The following is a 15,909-nucleotide window of genomic DNA, read 5'->3' on the forward strand; positions in this document are numbered from 1 at the left end:
GGTGGACCGCCCGGCGTGGCCGGCGCAACGGCGTCGTCGGGCGGTGCGTGCTGATGGCGGCGTTCATCGTCACCTTCTGCACGGCGCTGGCCGCTGTTCTGCTCGCGGTGCCTCTGCAAGGCCGGAAGCCCGCCGGGCGGCGGCTCTCGCGGGTCCGCCGGGACTCGGGCGTTGCGACGAGCCGGGCCACCGACCGCCGTACCCGACTGCTGCTGTCGGCGATGGCCGGCCTGGCCGTCGCCGGATTCATCGGAACCTGGTGGGGCCTCGCCGTGGGCCTGGCCGCGGGGATCGGTGCGGAGCGCTTCCTGCGGCGCCGGGAGCCGGCTGAGGTCCGGCGGGAGCGCCTGCGTGCGCTGGCCGACCTGCCTCTGGCCGCGGACCTGCTGGCGGCCGCGCTGCGTGCCGGCGCGCCGGTGGACCGGGCGGCCGGAGCGGTTGCCGACGCCCTCGGCGGTCCGCTGGGCTCCCGGCTGCAGCGTGTGGCCCGCTCGGTGCGGCTCGGCGCCGGACCGACCGAGGCGTGGGGTCACCTCGCCGACGTGACCGGAGCGGAGCGGCTCGTCGCGGCTGCCGTCCGGTCGCACGCCTCCGGCGGCGCCCTCGCCGGTGCGCTGGAACGCCTCGCCGGAGATCTGCGCTCGGACCGTTCGGTCGCGGCCGAGGCCGCCGCTCAACGGGCCGGCGTCCTCATCGTTCTGCCCCTCGGCCTGTGCTTTCTGCCGGCCTTCCTGCTCGCCGGTCTGGTGCCGGTGCTGGTCGCCGTTCTCGGCGACGTCCTGTGAGAACCCGGTGGTGCGGGCTCGACGGCTTCCCGCACCGCCCCACCTGAGGAGGAACAAAGTGCACAAACTCATCGCCAACTTCCGGCGGCTCCAGGCTGAGGCCGCCGATGCCGGGATGAGCACCGCCGAGTACGCCGTCGGCACGCTCGCCGCGGTCGCCTTCGCCGGGGTGCTGCTCAAGGTCGTGTCGAGCGGCAGCGTGTCCTCGGCACTCGCCGGCATCATCGGCCGGGCGCTGAAGTGACACGGCGCCGGTGGCCCGGCCGGGACCGGGGAGCGTTCACCGCCGAGCTCGCGGCCGGGCTGCCGGCGCTCATGCTGTTGTTCCTGGCCGGGGTCGGGGCGGTCGCGGGCGTGCTGACCCGGGCGCAGTGCCTGGACGCGGCCCGGGAAGCCGCCCTGGCGGTCGCGCGCGGTGAGCCCACGTCGGCGGCCCGGGCGACGGCCCCGGACGGCGCGGACATCACCGTCTCCAGGAACGGCGAGCAGGTCACGGCCGTGGTGTCGGCCAGAGTGCCGTTCCTCGGCGGCCGAATCCCCGGGATCACGGTCGAGGCCAGAGCCGTCGCCGCCCGCGAACCGGAAAGCGTGCCGCTGTGACCGCCCGCAGCGCCCGGGGCTGGTTGGCGGCTCAACCGGAAAGGTGCCGCTGTGACCGCCCGCAGCGCCTACGGGCTGGTTGGCCCGGAAGCGTGCCGCTGTGACCGCCCGCAGCGCCTACGGGCTGGTTGGCGGCTCAACCGGAAGCGTGCCGCTGTGAGCGGCCGCAGCGATCGCGGGGTGGTTCGCGGCTCCGCCGGAAGGCGTGGCGCTGGGAGCGACCGCGGGGCGGCCTCGATCTTCGTGTTGGGGGTGGGGTTGGTTCTGGTGGCGCTGGGCCTGGCCGGTGCGGCGGTGGGATCCGCCCGGGTGGCCCGGCATCAAGTGCGCAACGCCGCCGATCTGGGCGCTCTGGCGGGCGCGCAGCGGGCGATCGAGGGTGAGGGCGCGGCCTGCGCCCAGGCCGCCCGATATGCGGCCGCGAACGGCGCCCGGATGACCAGGTGCACGGTGTCCGGACTGGAGATCGTGATCCGGGTCGAGGTCGCCGTGAACCCCCTGCCCGGCGTCTCCGGCGTTGCCGAGGCGGCCGCCCGGGCCGGACCGGTCTCCGCCGACGCCGTCACTGTGGCGGGAGGGCCGTGAGGACGGTGTCCAGGACCTTCACCGCGTCCGCCTTGTTCAGCGGGTTGTTGCCGTTGCCGCATTTGGGGGACTGCACGCAGGACGGGCACCCGGCCTCGCACACGCACGCGGCGATCGCTTCGCGGGTGGCGGTCAGCCACTCGGCGGCGGTGTTGTAGGCGCGCTCGGCGAAACCGGCGCCGCCGGGGTGCCCGTCGTAGACGAAGACCGTGGGGGCCTCGGTGTCCGCGTGGTTGGCCGTGGACAGGCCGCCGATGTCCCACCGGTCGCAGGTGGCGATCAGCGGCAGCAGACCGATGCCGGCGTGCTCGGCGGCATGCAGGGCGCCGGGGAAATCGGCGGGCTCCACTCCGGCGGCGACCAGGGCGTCCGGCGAGACGGTGAACCAGACGGCCATGGTCCGCAGCTCGCGGACCGGCAGATCCAGCGGCCGGGTGTCGATGACCTCGCCGGTGCTGATCCGCCGCCGCTGATAGGAGACGACCTGGTTGGTGACGTCCACCTCGCCGAAGAAGAGCCCGACCGGTCCGGCGTCCACGTACGAGCTGACGCTGACCACTGAGAGGTTTGTCACATCGCGGGCGTGGGTGGACCAGTCCGGCTCCTCCTGGTGGACCAGCGCGACGCCGTCCTCCAGGTCCAGTTCGTCGACCACGTAGGAGACGCCCTGATGCAGGTAGACCGCACCGGCGTGCAGCATGACGTGCGACGAGCCGGGGTCGACCGTGCCGAGCAGCCGGCCGGTGGAGGACTCGACGACCGCGACCGGGCTGCCGCCGGTGCCGCGCAGGTCCACCTCGGGACGGCCGCGATGCGTCCAGTACCAGCCGGACGGCCGGCGGCGCAGCGCGCCCTCCTCGGTCAGCGCCCGGACGGCGGCGGCCGCCTCCGGGCCGCCGAACAGGTCGAGATCAGCCTGGGTGAGCGGGGCCTCCGAGGCGGCGCAGCAGAGTTGCGGGCCGAGGACATACGGGTTCGAGGGGTCCAGCACGGTCGCCTCGACCGGGCGGCCGAAGACCGCTTCGGGATGATGCACCAGGTAGGTGTCCAGCGGATCGTCCCGGGCGATCAGCACGGCCAGCGCCTCGCCGCCGGCTCGCCCGGCGCGGCCCGCCTGCTGCCAGAGCGAGGCCCTGGTGCCCGGATAACCGCAGATCAGGACGGCGTCCAGGCCGACCAGGTCGACGCCGAGTTCGAGAGCGTTGGTGGAGGCCAGGGCGAGTAGTTCGCCGGAGAGCAGGGCACGTTCGATCGCCCGGCGGTCCTCCCGCAGGTAGCCGGCCCGGTAGGCGGCCACCCGCTCGCCGAGCCCGGGCACCGCCTCGTCCAGGGCGCGCCGGGTCATCGTGGCGACGACCTCGGCGCCCCGCCGGGACCGGACGAAAGCGAGGGTCCGGGTGCCGGCCGCCACCGCGTCGGCGAGCAGATCGGCGGTCTCCCGCAGCGCCGACCGCCGGATCGGCGGCAGCTCGACATCCACGAAATCCCCGAAGGCGGCAGGATCCGAGTCAGCTGAAGCGACGGCGGGATCAGAGCCGGCCAGGTCCGCAGCGACGGGTGCGGCGTCAGCCCGGCTGGGCTGCTTGGGCAGGGACAACGCCGACGGCAGGGCCGACGCTGACGGCAGGGACGGCGTCGGCGGCAAGGACGACGCTGAGGGCAGGGTCGACGCTGACGGCAGGGACAACGTCGACGCCGGCAGGAGGGGCGGCTCCCACAGCGCGAACGTCACCGCTCCCCGAGGCGAGGCGTCCTCGGTCACCGCCGTCACCGGTAGACCGACCAGGCGGGACGCCGTCCCCGCCGGATCGCCCGAGGTGGCCGAGGCCAGCACGAAGGTGGGCGAGCTGCCGTACCGGGCCGCGGCCCGGCGCAGCCGTCGCAGGACGTGCGCCACATGGGAGCCGAACACCCCGCGATAGGTGTGGCACTCGTCCACCACCACGTACGACAGCCTGCGGAGAAAGACCCCCCAGCGAGCGTGCCCGGGCAGCATCGAGTGATGCAGCATGTCGGGGTTGGTCAGGATGAACCGCGCATGCTGCCGGACCCACTCGCGTTCCTCGCGCGGGGTGTCCCCGTCGTACGTCGCAGGCCGTACCCTGTCCACCCCAAGCCGGACAATTCCCCGCAACTGATCCGCCGCGAGTGCCTTGGTGGGTGACAGATACAGCACTGTCGCCTTAGGGTCCCTGGCGAGCGCATTGAGCGCGGGCAGCTGGTACGCGAGGGATTTTCCCGATGCGGTGCCGGTGGCCAGCACGACGTGCGTGCCCTCCCAGGCGAGGGTGGCGGCCGCCGCTTGATGCTCCCACGGCGCGGCGATCCCCTGTGCGATGAAGGCGTCGCGCACGGCGGGGTCGGTCCACGTGGGCCACGGCGCCGCACGCCCGGCCCTGGCGGGCATCCGCTCGATGTGTGTGATCGGGGACACCGCCGCCGCGGATCCGCGGGCCTGCAGCCGATGAAGCAGCTCAGCAGGACCGATGGCGGTGAACGTCACGCATTGCACTGTGACACCGGTATGCCCCGAACCTCAAACGGGTAGGACGGTGGGTGCCACGCGTCGCGCGGTACCCGTCGGTGGTTAGATTTCGCGGGGGGAGATCAGGGAGGAGGACCGATGGAGCTGTCGCTGGCGACCCGGACCGTCGCCGAGCACACCGTGCTCGAGGTCGGTGGAGAGGTGGATGTCTACACCGCCCCCCGGCTGCGCGAGCGTCTCATCGAGCTGGTGGACGCGGGTGCCCGTGACGTCGTCGTCGATCTGGAGCGGGTCGAGTTCCTCGACTCGACCGGGCTCGGCGTGCTCGTCGGCGCGCTGAAGCGGCTGCGCACCGCGCAGGGGACCTTCGGTCTCGTCTGCGCCAAGGAGCCGCTGCTCAAGATTTTCCGGATCACCGCGCTGGACCAGGTTTTCCCGATCTTCCCGACGGTTGAGGCGGCCACCGAACGCGACGGCAGCGGTCCCGCTTCGTGATGGCGACTGTTCGGCTCTCCTTCTCGCCGGCGCCGGTGCACGTGCGCACCGCCCGGCTCGTCGGTGTCGCGGTTGCCCGACGTGCGGGGGTCGCCGAGGAGTTGCTCGACGAGGTGCGGCTGGCGATCGGCGAGGCATGCACCCGCGCGGTCGCCCTGCACCGCCAGTACGGCCTCGCCGACCTGGTCACCGTGGAGATGTCCGACTCGGACTCGTACACCGTCCGGGTCATCGACCATGCCCCGATCGAGGCGAGTGTGGGCCTGGCGAAACTGCCGCCGGACGAACTCGCCGACGAGTCACTGACCGACGAGGCGCTCACCACCGGTGTCGGTTTCGCGCTGCTCGCCGGTTTTGTCGACGACCTTCAGGTGCGCCCGGTGGAGGACGGCCCGGGCACCGAGGTCCGGATGATCTGGCCGGTCAGCCGCCGCTGAGGGCGGCGATTTCCCCTTAAGCGGGAATCCGCCGTGAATCCGGCGTAGATCCACTGAGATACCACCAAACTGGACCTGGCATGCCCGCCGACCTGCGGCGGGAGATCAACCGCGCCCTATACCCGCTCGCCATGTCGCTAACACAGCGGTGAACATCACCGCGACACGGCCGGTGGCACGTGTGACGATCGCCACGTGGGACCTATACAGTACGCGAGTTGTCAGCTACTGCTGGTCCCGCGCCCGCGGGTCTGGTCGGTCATTCCCCGGCTCCCCGGGGAGGCGCCCGGAGGGTCTCGTCCGTCTTCCGGGTGCGTTCGGTGTACAGGAGGACATTGATGTCCGGGACCTCGATAAACCTCGCCGCCGAGGGCGGTGGAGTGTCCCTCAGCGGAGAAAACGTCACATTCGTCATCGTCGCGCTGGCATTCGCCCTGGTGGCGCTCGGCTTCGCCGCGATGTTCGTCCAATCCGTGCTGCGTACCGCGCGTGGCACACCGAAGATGCAGGAGATCGCCGGCGCCGTGCAGGAGGGCGCCTCGGCCTACCTGATCCGCCAGTTCAGGACCTTGGCGATCTTCGTCGTGATCGCGGTCGTCCTGCTGTTCCTGTTGCCGGTGCACGAGACCGATAACGAGACCTGGGTGAAGATCGGCCGGTCGCTCTTCTTCATCGTCGGCGCGATCTTCAGCTCGTTCATCGGCGGCGCCGGGATGGCGCTGGCGACCCGCGCCAACCTGCGGGTGGCCGCGGCGGCCGGCGAGCCCGGCGGCCGGGAGAAGGCGATGGGCATCGCCTTCCGTACCGGTGGCGTGGTCGGCTTCCTCACCGTCGGCCTGGGCCTGTTCGGTGGCGCACTGGTCGTCTTGATCTTCCGGAGCGACGCGCCGACCGTGCTGGAGGGCTTCGGCTTCGGCGCCGCGCTGCTCGCCATGTTCATGCGGGTCGGCGGCGGCATCTTCACCAAGGCCGCGGACGTCGGCGCCGACCTGGTCGGCAAGGTGGAGCAGGGCATCCCCGAGGACGACCCGCGCAACGCCGCCACCATCGCGGACAACGTGGGCGACAACGTCGGTGACTGTGCCGGCATGGCGGCCGACCTCTTCGAGTCGTACGCGGTCACCCTGGTCGCCGCGCTGATCCTGGGCTCGGCGGCGTTCGGCCAGGACGGCCTGATCTTCCCGCTGATCGTCTCCACGATCGGTGTGGTCATCGCGATCGTCGGTGTCTTCATCACCCGGCTGCGGGCCAGCGACCGTAACGGCCTGACCGCGATCAACCGGGCCTTCTACATCTCGGCCGCGCTCGCCGCGATCGCCGTCGCCGCGGTCAGCTTCCTCTACCTGCCGGACACCTTCGCCGGCTTCGGCGACACCGGCATCGCCGAGGACATCCTGGCCAGCGACCGGAACCCGCAGCTGGTGGCGATCGGCGCGGTCGTGATCGGCATCGTGCTGGCCGCCGCCATCCAGGCGCTGACCGGCTACTTCACCGAGACCAACCGGCGCCCGGTGCAGGACATCGGCAAGTCGTCGCAGACCGGTCCGGCCACGGTGATCCTGGCCGGCATCAGCGTCGGCCTGGAATCGGCGGTCTACTCGGCGCTGCTGCTCGGCGCCGGCGTCTTCGGCGCCTTCCTGCTCGGCGGCTCCTCGCTCACCCTGTCGCTGTTCGCGGTCGCGCTGGCCGGTACCGGCCTGCTGACCACGGTCGGGGTCATCGTGGCGATGGACACCTTCGGCCCGATCTCGGACAACGCGCAGGGCATCGCCGAGATGTCCGGCGACATCGACGAGCGCGGGGCGCAGATCCTCACCGAGCTCGACGCCGTCGGCAACACCACGAAGGCGATCACCAAGGGCATCGCGATCGCCACCGCGGTCCTCGCGGCGACGGCGCTGTTCGGCTCGTACACCAACAGCCTGGCCAGCTCGATGCTCGACGCCGGGGTGACCGACGTCGGGGCCGAGATCCTGGCCCAGCTCAACATCTCGAACCCGCGCGCCCTGGTCGGCCTGCTGATCGGTGCGGCCGTGGTGTTCCTCTTCTCCGGCCTGGCGATCAACGCGGTCTCCCGGTCGGCGGGCGCCGTGGTGATGGAGGTCCGGCGCCAGTTCCGCGACTTCCCCGGCATCATGGACGGCACCCAGCGTCCCGAGTACGGCCGGGTCGTCGACATCTGCACCCGGGACGCGCAGCGTGAGCTGCTCACCCCCGGTCTGCTGGCGATCATGGCGCCGATCGCGGTGGGCTTCGGGCTGGGCCCGGGCGCGCTCGCGGCGTACCTGGCCGGTGCGATCGGCACCGGCACCCTGATGGCGGTCTTCCTGTCCAACTCCGGCGGCGCGTGGGACAACGCGAAGAAGCTGGTGGAGGACGGCTCCTTCGGTGGCAAGGGCTCCGAGGCGCACGCCGCCACGGTCATCGGCGACACCGTCGGTGACCCGTTCAAGGACACCGCCGGCCCGGCGATCAACCCGCTGCTCAAGGTGATGAACCTGGTCTCGCTGCTGATCGCGCCGGCCGTCGTGACCCTGACCTACGGCACGGACGCCAGCGTCGGCGCCCGGGTCGGTGTCGCGGTCCTCGCGGTCGCGATCGTCAGCGCCGCGGTGATCTGGAGCAAGCGCAAGCCGATCTCGATGGGCGACGACCCCGCCGCGGCCAGCGCCGCCGGTGCGGCCGACACGGCCAAGGCGGCGCAGGACGCCCGCGAGGCCGAGGCGTCCCGGATCAAGGACAACGTCAGCTGACGAAACGGTCCGAGCTGGATGGGAGGGCACCCGGAAATTCGGGTGCCCTCCCGCTTTGACTCGATCGAGGCGTGTGGAGTGTCGGACCGGAGTCGTACGCTGCTTCCCATGCGCGCGGTCCGACCGATCTCCCTGGCTCTCGTCCTCGTGCTCGCCACGCCCCTGAGCGCCTGTTCCGCCCAGCCCGGCCCGCAGGCCTGGGCGGCGCTCGTGTGCACCGCGCTGAGCCCATGGCGCAGCGAGATCGATTCGCTCACCAGCCGCACCCAGCAGCAGATGACCACGAAGACCACGCCCGGCCAGGCGAAAGAGAATCTGGCCCGGCTCTTCGACGGTGCGGCGACGGCGAGCGAGGAGGCCCGGGTCGGTGTCGAGCGGGCCGGCGTGCCCGACGTCACCAACGGCGACGCGATCGCCGACGGCTTCCTCGGCTCGCTGGCCGGCATCCGGGACGCCTACGGGCATGCCCGCAGCGGCATCGAGGCCCTGGCCATCAGCCCGGCGAAAACCTTCTACGACGAGGTCGGCAAGGTCGTCGAGCGCCTCACCGAGGAATACGAGAAGAGCAGCCTGGACACCACGAAGCTGGACTCGGTCGAGCTGAGACAGGCCTTCGACTCGTTGCCCGAGTGCCAGTGAGATGACCGAGACCGGCTGGCCGCTGATACCGCGCGAGGTCCTCCCTCCTCCGGTCCCGGTGGCGAAGAGGCATCAGCAGCGCGGTGCGGCGGGCCGGGAGGCCGGCCGCCAGCTGTCGATGTTCGGAGCCGAGACCACCGAGCCCTCACCCGCCGACCTCGCCGGCCTGCTCGCCGGCCCGGGCCGGCTCGGCCGGATGGGCGGCACCGCGCGGGTCACGGTGTGCGTCGACGCCGCCTGGCGGGTGCATGTGCTGGTCAGCGAGCTGGTCGCGCGTGGCCTGGCGGCCACCTGGGCGCCGGTCGAGCAAAACCCCGATGGGGTACGAGATGACGACCTCGCCACACCCGAGGAGGGGACCGGGGAACCGCCCCCACAGATCTTCGAGGTGCGTACGGCGTACTCCCAGAGGTTGAACGGTCTGGCCCGTGCCTGGCCGGCGGCCGCCGCGCAGCTGTTTCTCAGCGGACCTCGGCTGCGTCTCTGGGTGGCCGCCGCGGGCGGGCCCCGGCCCGGCGGTTACGCGCTGGGCCTGGACCCGGAGAAGGACGCGCCGGCGGTGGAAGCCGCGCTGGTCCGGGCCGGTCTGGCCGGGCGCCTGTCGGATGACGGACGCTACTACCTGATCACCGGCCGGCGGCGCCTGCGGCGGCTGGCGGAGTTGGTGGGGGAGCGCCCACCTGCGGCACCACGGGAGGTGTGGCCCGGCGGCGCAGCTGCGTGATCTTCCTTGATTGTGTCCGACATAACAACGTCTTCCCGGTGTACGGTGTCGCGGTCGGACGCGTGCGGTGGCCGGGCCGTTACCATCCGACTGCGGGGTTCCCCGGGAATGGTGGCTCGTCCGGCGCGTTACGTTGAACATCTGTGCTCCGCCGGGCAAGACGGAGAGCGCCGAGGATCGCAACGAAATTGGGAGTGCCGTGCCGAGTGACACCAGGACGACCCGTCTGGTCATCGTCGAGTCCCCGTCGAAGGCCAAGACGATCGCCGGTTACCTGGGCCCCGACTATCTGGTCGAGGCCTCCATCGGCCATGTCCGTGACCTGCCGCGCAACGCCGCCGACGTCCCCGCCGAGTACGAGGGCGAGGCCTGGGCGAAGCTCGGTGTGAACGTCGACAACGGCTTCCAGCCCCTCTACGTGGTCTCCGCCGACCGCAAGCAGCAGATCGCCAAGCTGCGGAAACTGGCCCGGGAGGTCGACGAGATCTTCCTCGCCACCGATGAGGACCGCGAGGGCGAGGCGATCGCCTGGCACCTGATCGAGACGATCAAGCCCAAGGTGCCGGTCAAGCGCATGGTGTTCCACGAGATCACCAAGCCGGCCATCCAGGCCGCCGTCTCCAACCCGCGCGACATCGACCGCGACCTGGTCGACGCGCAGGAGGCCCGCCGCATCCTGGACCGGCTCTATGGCTACGAGGTCAGCCCGGTCCTGTGGAAGAAGGTGCGCCCGAAGCTGTCGGCCGGCCGGGTGCAGTCCGTCGCCACCCGGATCGTGGTCGAGCGGGAGCGTCAGCGGATGGCGTTCCGCTCCGCGGAGTACTGGGACATCCTGGCCACGCTCGCCGTGCAGGGGAAGGTCGAGGGCCCGCGTGCCTTCCAGGCCACCCTGATCGCGCTGGGCGGCGACCGCGTCGCCACCGGTAAGGACTTCGAGCCGACCACCGGTCAGGTGAAGGCCGGCTCGACCGTGGTGCACCTGGACGAGAGCGGCGCCCGGGGCCTGGCCGCCCGGCTGGAGGGCCGCCCGTTCACCGTCACCCGGGTCGAGGAGAAGCCGTACCGGCGCCGGCCGTACGCGCCGTTCATCACCTCGACGCTGCAGCAGGAAGCGGCCCGCAAGCTGCGCTTCTCCTCGTCGCAGACGATGCGTACCGCGCAGAAGCTGTACGAGAACGGTTACATCACCTATATGCGTACCGACTCGGTGAACCTCTCCGAGACGGCCATCGCGGCTGCCCGCCGGCAGATCGCCGACCTCTACGGTCCGGCCAACGTGCCGCCGCAGCCGCGCCGCTACACCACCAAGGCGAAGAACGCGCAGGAGGCGCACGAGGCGATCCGGCCGGCCGGGGACAACTTCCGCACCCCGGGTGAGGTCGCCAAGGAGCTGAACACCGACGAGTTCAAGCTCTACGAGCTGATCTGGCGCCGCACCATCGCGTCGCAGATGACCGACGCGGTCGGCAACTCGGTCAGCATCCGGATCCGGGCCATCTCCACCGCGCAGGAGGAGGTTGACTTCGGCGCCTCCGGCAAGACCATCACCGACCCGGGCTTCCTGCGCGCCTACGTGGAATCCTCCGACGACGAGAACGCCGAGGCCGAGGACGCCGAGCGCCGCCTGCCCAACCTGGTCAAGGACCAGCCGCTGACGGCCGACGAGCTGAACGCGGTGGGCCACCACACCTCCCCGCCGGCCCGGTACACCGAGGCGTCGCTGGTCAAGGCCCTGGAGGAGCTGGGCATCGGCCGGCCCTCCACGTACGAGTCGATCATGCGGACCATCCAGGACCGGGGTTACGTGGAGAAGCGGGGCCAGGCGATGGTCCCGTCGTTCCTGGCGTTCGCCGTGATCGGCCTGCTCGAGGGGCACTACCCGCGGCTGGTGGACTACAACTTCACCGCCGCGATGGAGGGTCAGCTCGACGACATCGCCTCCGGCGACCACACCCAGCTGGACTTCCTCACCTCCTTCTACTTCGGCAGCCAGACCGGCGGGGCGGACGACGAGATCGCCAAGGCCGGCGGCCTGAAGAAGATGGTCACCGAGAACCTGAGCGCGATCGACGCGCGCACGGTCAACTCGATCCCGCTCTTCACCGACGAGCAGGGCCGCACGGTCGTGGTGCGGGTCGGCCGGTTCGGGCCCTACCTGCAGCGCCAGTCGCCGGACGCGACCGAGGAGTCGCCGGAGGACCGCGCCTCGGTGCCCGAGGGCCTGGCGCCCGACGAGCTGACGCCGGAGAAGGTCGAGGAGCTCTTCCTCAACGGCAACGGCGACAAGGCCCTGGGCGACGACCCCGCCACCGGTGAGCCGGTCGTGGTGAAGTCCGGCCGGTTCGGGCCCTATGTGCAGAGCGGTGAGCGCAGCTCGTCGCTGTTCAAGACGCACTCGACCCAGACGATCACGCTGGAGCAGGCGCTGCAGCTGCTCTCGCTGCCCCGGGTGGTCGGCAAGGACCCCGAGGGCAACGAGATCGTGGCTCGCAACGGGCGCTACGGGCCGTACATCGCCCGCGGCACCGACTCCCGGTCGCTGGGCAGCGAGGAGCAGCTGTTCACGGTGACGCTGGACGAGGCGCTCGCCCTGCTGGCCCAGCCGAAGACCCGGCAGGCCCGGGCCGCCAAGCCGCCGCTGCGCGAGATGGGCAACGACCCGGCCACCGAGAAGCCGCTGGTGATCAAGGACGGCCGGTTCGGGCCGTATGTGACCGACGGCGAGTACAACGCCTCCCTGCGGCGCGACCAGACGCCGGAGGAGCTCACCCTGGAGCAGGCGTCCGAGATGCTCGCCGAGAAGCGGGCCAAGGGCCCGGCGCCGAAGAAGCGGACGGCCGCGAAGAAGGCGCCGGCCAAGGCCGCGGCGGACGGCGAGACGCCGGCCAAGAAGGCGCCGGCGAAGCGAGCCACGGCTGCGAAGAAGACCGCGGCGGCCAAGAAGACGACCGCGGCCAAGAAGGCGGCGCCGGCCAAGAAGGCCGCGCCCCGAAAGGCCACCACCGCCGCCGAGTAGTCAGCCGCTCAGCCTCCCAGGACCCGATCCAGGTATTCGTTGGTGAAGACCCGGTTCGGGTCCAGGCGGTCGCGCACGGCCAGGAAGTCGTCGAAGCGGGGGTACGCGGGCCGCAGTGACTCCGCGTCCCGATAGTGCAGCTTCCCCCAGTGCGGGCGCCCGCCCAGCGCCGCACAGACGTCCTCGAAGGCCCGGAAATAGGGCTCGGAGGGGCTGCCGAGGAACTGGTGCACCGCGATGTAGGCGGAGTCCCGGCCGTACCCGTGCGACAGCCACACGTCGTCCGGGCCGGTGAAGCGGACCTCGACCGGGAACTGCACCTTGAACGGCAGCTGTTCGAGAATCCGGTTCAGTGCGTGCAGGACCTCGGGCAGGGCGGCGCGCGGGATCTCGTACTCCATCTCGGTGAACCGGACCCGCCTGGGTGAGCAGAAGACCCGGTCGGAACGACCGGTGTAGGTCCGCGCGCTCAGCGCGCGGGCCGCCATGGCGCTGAGCGCCGGAACGCTGGCCGGGACCCGCTGGCCAAGCTTGCAGACACCGTGCCAGACCGTGTTGGACAGCAGCTCGTCGTCGAGCCAGCCGCGGAACCGCGACAGCGGCCGATCGTCGGCCGCCACCCGCCGGTTGCGCTTGAGCGACGTCCGGTCGGTGTACGGGTACCAGAAGAACTCGACGTGGTCGAACTCCTCGTTCCACTCGCCCACCCCGGCCAGCACGTCCGGCAGCGACATCGGCCGCTCGTCGGCGAGCAGGGTGAACGTCGGCACGCAGCGCAACGTCACGTCGACGAGGATGCCCAGCGCGCCCAGGCCGAGCCGGACGGCCGGGAACTCCGGCGCGTCGGAGGTGAAGCGCTCCACCTTGCCGCCGGCCGTCACCAGGGTCACCGCCTCGACGCAGGACGCCAGGGTGGAGTGGCCGGCGCCGGTGCCGTGCGTGCCGGTGGAGATGGCGCCGGAGACGGTCTGCGCGTCGATGTCGCCCAGGTTCGGCATGGCCAGCCCGTGCTCGGCGAGCAGCGTGTTGAGAGTGGACAGCAGCATGCCGGCCTGCACCGTCACCAGCGGCCCGTCGATCGCGACCAGCCCGTTCAGCCGGTGCAGCAGCATCCGCTGGTCGTCAGCGACGGCGATCGCGGTGAACGAGTGCCCGCTGCCGACCACCTTGATACGCCGCCCGGTTTCGGTGGCGTGGTTCACTTGGGCGGTCACCTCGTCGACGGTGGCGGGGGTCAACACCTCCGCCACGGACTCCTGATTACCCCCCCAGTTGGTCCAGCGACGCGAGTTAACGGGTGTAGTCATTACGGCCTTGTCCTCCGTCCGAGCGGACACCAGCACCTGGCGTCCCGTCGATGCGCCTCGCTCGTTGATCCGAGTAACGTTCGATTTATCACTGAGATTTATTCACGACCTTCGTCGTCGTGGGTGAATCTCACTGCTGAGAGGGAGTGGCGACGCGTGTCGACACCAACCGTCAGCACCGGACCGCTGAGGCGCGTTCCGGTGCAGGGCAGAAGCGTTGCCCGGGTCCAGCGCATGCTCGACGCCTGCGCCGAGCTGGTGGACGAGGTCGGCTATGAGGGCCTGACCACCACCCTGCTGGCGGAACGGGCCGAGGTCGCCATCGGCTCGGTCTACCAGTTCTTCCCGGACAAGCGGGCCATCGTCCAGGCCCTCGCACTGCGCAACATGGACGCGTACCTGCAGAGCCTGTCCGACCGGTTCGCCAGCGAGACGTTCACCCACTGGTGGGACGCGGTGGACGCGGCGATCGACGCGTACATCCACATGCACCGCAGCGTCCCGGGTTTCCGCACGCTGCACTTCGGTGACGTGGTCGATCTGCACCTGCTCGACTCCGACCGGGACAACAACGCGGTCATCGCCGAGCGCCTGGCCGAGCTGCTGGTCGAGCAGTTCCAGCTGATCGACCGGGTCCGGCTTCGGTTCGCGCTGCAGATCTCGGTCGAGGCGGCCGACGCGCTGATCAAGCTGGCGTTCCGCCGGGACCCCGGCGGTGACGAGGCGGTGCTGACCGAGGCGAAGGCGCTGATCCGGGAGTACCTGCACCGGCACGTCGACGCCTGAAGGCTCACCCCAGGAAGGCACGACCTTCTCCGCGGTAGGTGGGGGCCGGCGTCGCTGTCTCGCCGTCGATCAGCTGCAGCTCGTTGACGTGCTCACACAGCTCGCCGGCCTTGGCGTGCCGGAACCAGACCCGGTCGCCGGGGCGCAACTGCTCGGCGGCCGCGCCGAGCAGCGGCGTCTGCACCTCGCCGGCGCCCTCGTCGGCCTTGAACTCGAGTCCTTCCGGCAGGTAGGGCGCGGGCAGCCGGGACTTCTCGGCGGCGCCGGAGGCGATCCAGCCGCCGCCGAGCACCGTGGCGATCCGCGGCCCCGGGCGGCGGACGACCGAGAGCGCGAAGAACGCGGCCGGGGTCGGGCGCCAGCTGCGGTAGGAGTCGAACAGCGCCGGGCCGTACAGGCCGGAGCCGGCGGTCACCTCGGTGACGGACGGGTCGGCGCTGGTGGCGGCCACGCTGCCGGTGCCGCCGCCGTTGACGAACTCCAGGTCGACATGTTCGCGGACGGCCCGGACCGCGGCCGCCCGGCGCTCCAGCAGCTCCGGGAGGGCGCGGCTCTGCATCAGCCGGATCAGCCGGGCGCGCAGCGCCTGGCCGGGGGGATCGTCCCCGACGCCGGCGATGTGCGCCTCGTAGGACATCATTCCGGCCAGCCGGAACCCGGGGCGGGCGGAGAGCATCCGGGCCAGGGCGCCGGCCTGCGCGGCCGAGTGCACCGGCGAGCGGCGCACGCCGACGTGCAGCGGCCCGGCCGGCCGCCAGGAGGCGTCGAAGTCGAGGCAGAGCCGGATGTCCGGCCGGTCGTCGGGCGGCACGACCTGGTCGACCAGATTCGGCTGGGCCGGATGGTCGACCATGATCGTGATCGCCGCCGCCAACGCGGCGTCCGAGGCCAGCTCGCGCAATGCGGTGCGGTCGGCGGTGGGGTACGCGACCAGCACGTCATCGGTCACACCGGAGCGGACCAGCCAGATGGCCTCCGGCAGCGTGTACGCCATGACGCCGCGCCAGCCGGGACGGGCCAGGACTCGCTCCAGCAGTGTGCGGCAGCGCACCGACTTGCTGGCGACCCGGATCGGCTTGCCGGCGGCACGGGCGGTCAGCTGATCGGCGTTGTCGTCGAAAGCGGCCAGGTCCACCGCGGCGACCGGGGTCTCCAGGTGGTCGGTGGCCTTGTCGAGCCGCTGGCGCAGGGCAGTGCGGTCAGTGAGCACGCGAGCACGGTAACCCGCACTACGGTCAATGCGAAAGACATTCATCTCTAGTCAACCCGTACGTGGGGACCCACGGTGAGCTGCGGC

General features: G+C 71.4%; 14 protein-coding genes. 11 read left to right on the plus strand and 3 right to left on the minus strand.

What is annotated here, in order from left to right; all coding sequences use genetic code 11:
• Nucleotides 1-221: 221 nt before the first annotated feature.
• The 4 genes from AB0F81_RS02765 to AB0F81_RS02780 all read left to right on the plus strand — a co-directional run bounded on the left by AB0F81_RS02765 (nt 222) and on the right by AB0F81_RS02780 (nt 1,970).
• Nucleotides 222-785, plus strand: a complete 564-nt coding sequence (locus AB0F81_RS02765) for a type II secretion system F family protein (RefSeq protein WP_360189997.1) — start codon at nt 222-224, stop codon at nt 783-785.
• Nucleotides 786-900: 115 nt separating this feature from the next.
• Entirely contained in the window at nt 901-1,029 is a 129-nt protein-coding gene (locus AB0F81_RS02770) for a DUF4244 domain-containing protein (RefSeq protein WP_360190000.1), read from the plus strand.
• Complete coding sequence (locus AB0F81_RS02775) at nt 1,026-1,385, plus strand: TadE family type IV pilus minor pilin (RefSeq protein ID WP_360189832.1); 360 nt, start codon at nt 1,026-1,028, stop codon at nt 1,383-1,385. Before AB0F81_RS02770 ends, AB0F81_RS02775 begins: the two co-directional genes overlap by 4 nt.
• 252 nt (nt 1,386-1,637) lie before the next feature.
• A complete protein-coding gene (locus AB0F81_RS02780) occupies nt 1,638-1,970 on the plus strand; it encodes an Rv3654c family TadE-like protein (protein ID WP_360189835.1) in 333 nt (110 codons plus the stop codon).
• On the opposite strand, the gene AB0F81_RS02785 is transcribed toward AB0F81_RS02780, so the two are convergent.
• Complete coding sequence (locus AB0F81_RS02785; RefSeq protein ID WP_360189837.1) at nt 1,948-4,482, minus strand: DEAD/DEAH box helicase; 2,535 nt, start codon at nt 4,480-4,482, stop codon at nt 1,948-1,950. The two genes, AB0F81_RS02780 and AB0F81_RS02785, sit on opposite strands and share 23 nt — an antisense overlap.
• Nucleotides 4,483-4,593: 111 nt before the next feature.
• Here AB0F81_RS02785 and AB0F81_RS02790 point away from each other — a divergent pair, with 111 nt between their 5' ends.
• From AB0F81_RS02790 to topA, 6 genes are all read left to right on the plus strand, one after another.
• On the plus strand, nt 4,594-4,950 hold the full coding sequence (locus AB0F81_RS02790; RefSeq protein ID WP_196417014.1) for an STAS domain-containing protein: 357 nt from the start codon (nt 4,594-4,596) through the stop codon (nt 4,948-4,950).
• Entirely contained in the window at nt 4,947-5,387 is a 441-nt protein-coding gene (locus tag AB0F81_RS02795) for an ATP-binding protein (protein WP_360189840.1), read from the plus strand. The genes AB0F81_RS02790 and AB0F81_RS02795 overlap by 4 nt, the downstream gene beginning before the upstream one ends.
• A 338-nt stretch (nt 5,388-5,725) precedes the next feature.
• A complete protein-coding gene (locus AB0F81_RS02800) occupies nt 5,726-8,140 on the plus strand; it encodes a sodium-translocating pyrophosphatase (protein ID WP_360189843.1) in 2,415 nt (804 codons plus the stop codon).
• A gap of 108 nt (nt 8,141-8,248) precedes the next feature.
• Entirely contained in the window at nt 8,249-8,779 is a 531-nt protein-coding gene (locus AB0F81_RS02805) for a hypothetical protein (RefSeq protein ID WP_360189845.1), read from the plus strand.
• Between the two features lie 58 nt (nt 8,780-8,837).
• Entirely contained in the window at nt 8,838-9,503 is a 666-nt protein-coding gene (locus tag AB0F81_RS02810) for a hypothetical protein (protein WP_360189848.1), read from the plus strand.
• 199 nt (nt 9,504-9,702) lie between these two features.
• The gene (gene topA, locus AB0F81_RS02815) at nt 9,703-12,519 is read left to right on the plus strand and encodes a type I DNA topoisomerase (protein ID WP_360189850.1); all 2,817 of its coding nucleotides are present in this window, start codon (nt 9,703-9,705) and stop codon (nt 12,517-12,519) included.
• Nucleotides 12,520-12,527: 8 nt separating this feature from the next.
• On the opposite strand, the gene AB0F81_RS02820 is transcribed toward topA, so the two are convergent.
• Nucleotides 12,528-13,826 carry a D-arabinono-1,4-lactone oxidase gene (locus AB0F81_RS02820; RefSeq protein WP_360189853.1) on the minus strand — a complete coding sequence of 433 codons (1,299 nt, stop codon included), beginning with the start codon at nt 13,824-13,826 and terminating at the stop codon, nt 12,528-12,530.
• Nucleotides 13,827-13,982: 156 nt separating this feature from the next.
• On the opposite strand from AB0F81_RS02820, the gene AB0F81_RS02825 reads away from it, so the two are divergent.
• Complete coding sequence (locus tag AB0F81_RS02825) at nt 13,983-14,612, plus strand: TetR family transcriptional regulator (RefSeq protein ID WP_360189856.1); 630 nt, start codon at nt 13,983-13,985, stop codon at nt 14,610-14,612.
• Nucleotides 14,613-14,616: 4 nt separating this feature from the next.
• On the opposite strand, the gene AB0F81_RS02830 is transcribed toward AB0F81_RS02825, so the two are convergent.
• Entirely contained in the window at nt 14,617-15,822 is a 1,206-nt protein-coding gene (locus AB0F81_RS02830) for an amino acid deaminase/aldolase (protein WP_360189859.1), read from the minus strand.
• Between the last annotated feature and the right edge of the window lie 87 nt (nt 15,823-15,909).

Source organism: Actinoplanes sp. NPDC024001, from assembly GCF_040638955.1.
Classification (GTDB): Bacteria; Actinomycetota; Actinomycetes; order Mycobacteriales; family Micromonosporaceae; genus Actinoplanes.